A 1,579-nucleotide genomic window follows, 5' to 3' on the forward strand; every position below is an offset into this window, starting at 1 on the left:
GGTTGGCGGATGTGGTGCAAGCGGTTGAAATGACGTAGGATTTGGTTGCTTACGCCGATCCGAACCATTTCCCGGAGACCACACCCGCCATGAATGATCCTACGCTGCCGCTGAGCGGTTTGTCATCTGTTGGCGGCAAGTCCGTCGTCGCCCGTTTCGACGGCGGCATGCTGTCGTCCAACAGTGGGGTTCTGGCTCTGGCCGAGGTGGAAAAGCGGCTGCGTGTCGCCGAGCGTCTGGCGCGCTGCATCGATGATCCGCGCTGCCCGGACCAGGTCATCCATAGCGTGGCCGATATGATCGGCTTTCGCATGAAGATGATTGCCGCCGGCTACGAGGATGGCAACGACGCCAACCGGCTGCGCTGCGATCCGGTCTTCAAGATGGCCCAGGATGCGCTGCCTTCGGGTCGGGATCTGGCCTCGCAATCGACGATGTGCCGGCTGGAGAACCTGCCTGGCGTGCGGGAACTGGTCGTTATGGGCCGTGCGATGGTCGACCTCTATTGCTCTTCCTTCCGGCAGGTTCCGAAGCGGATCGTGCTCGACATTGACGACACTTTTGACGCCGTGCATGGCGGCCAGCAATTGCGGCTGTTCAATGCCCATTACGACGAATACGGCTTCCAGCCGATTGTTGTGTTCGATGGCGACGGCCGGTTCGTCGGTGCGGTCCTGCGACCAGCGACGCGGCCGAGCGGGGCTGAAATCCGCCCCCACCTGCGCCGCCTGGTGCGGGCGATCCGGAGCAACTGGCCGAACACCGGCATCCTTATCCGGGCCGACGGGCATTACTGCAGCCCGCAGATCATCGACTGGTGCCGCGCCAACGATGTCGACTTCATCCTCGGCGTGGCGCCCACCACGACCCTGCGCAAGCATGTCGCGGACCTGGAAACCAGCACGATGGCGCGCTTTGAAGCATCGAAGACGAACAAGGTCCGCCGCTTCAAGGAGTTTTTTGACGGCGCCGCCAGTTGGAGCCGCGTAGAGCGCATCATCGCCCGCGGCGAGGTCGGCGCCCAAGGTGCCGATACCCGCTTCATCGTCACCAACCTTGCAAATGGCAAGGCCAAGGCGCTCTACGAGGATGTCTACTGCCGGCGCGGCGCTGCCGATAACCACATCAAGTCGTGGAAGACGCATCTCGCCGCCGACCGCACCTCCTGCACAAGAGCGACGGCCAACCAGTTCCGGCTCTTCCTGCATGCCGGCGCCTACTGGTTGATGTGGGGCTTGCGCGCCGCGATGCCGAAACGCTCCAGCTTTGCCGTCGCCCAATTCGACACGCTGCGATTGCGCCTCATCAAGATCGCCGCCCGCGTGGTCGAGATGAAAACCCAGATCCGCCTGCACCTGCCGACGTCCTGCCCCGACCAGCGCATCCTGCGCATCGTCCTCAGTCGCATCCCGCAACTCGCGACATAAACGATGGGACGCAGACGTCCCGAAACAAACCCGCCGACCTCAACCCGCAAACCCCCGCCTTCCATCACGACGGATCATCGCCGGCGCCCGACGAGGCTTGTCAAAATGCACTCCGAGGGCGGCCAGATCGCCGATGCAGGCCGCCGAAAGCC

The 1,579-nt window shown here is 63.5% G+C and carries 1 protein-coding gene; it reads left to right on the top strand.

The features are described 5' to 3' along the window. Nucleotides 1–89 precede the first annotated feature (89 nt). Nucleotides 90–1,427 carry an IS1380 family transposase gene (locus tag CKW40_RS42160; protein ID WP_095205373.1) on the top strand — a complete coding sequence of 446 codons (1,338 nt, stop codon included), beginning with the start codon at nucleotides 90–92 and terminating at the stop codon, nucleotides 1,425–1,427. Nucleotides 1,428–1,579: the final 152 nt, after the last annotated feature.

It is taken from the genome of Mesorhizobium carmichaelinearum (genome assembly GCF_900199455.1).
Taxonomy (GTDB): domain Bacteria; phylum Pseudomonadota; class Alphaproteobacteria; order Rhizobiales; family Rhizobiaceae; genus Mesorhizobium; species Mesorhizobium carmichaelinearum.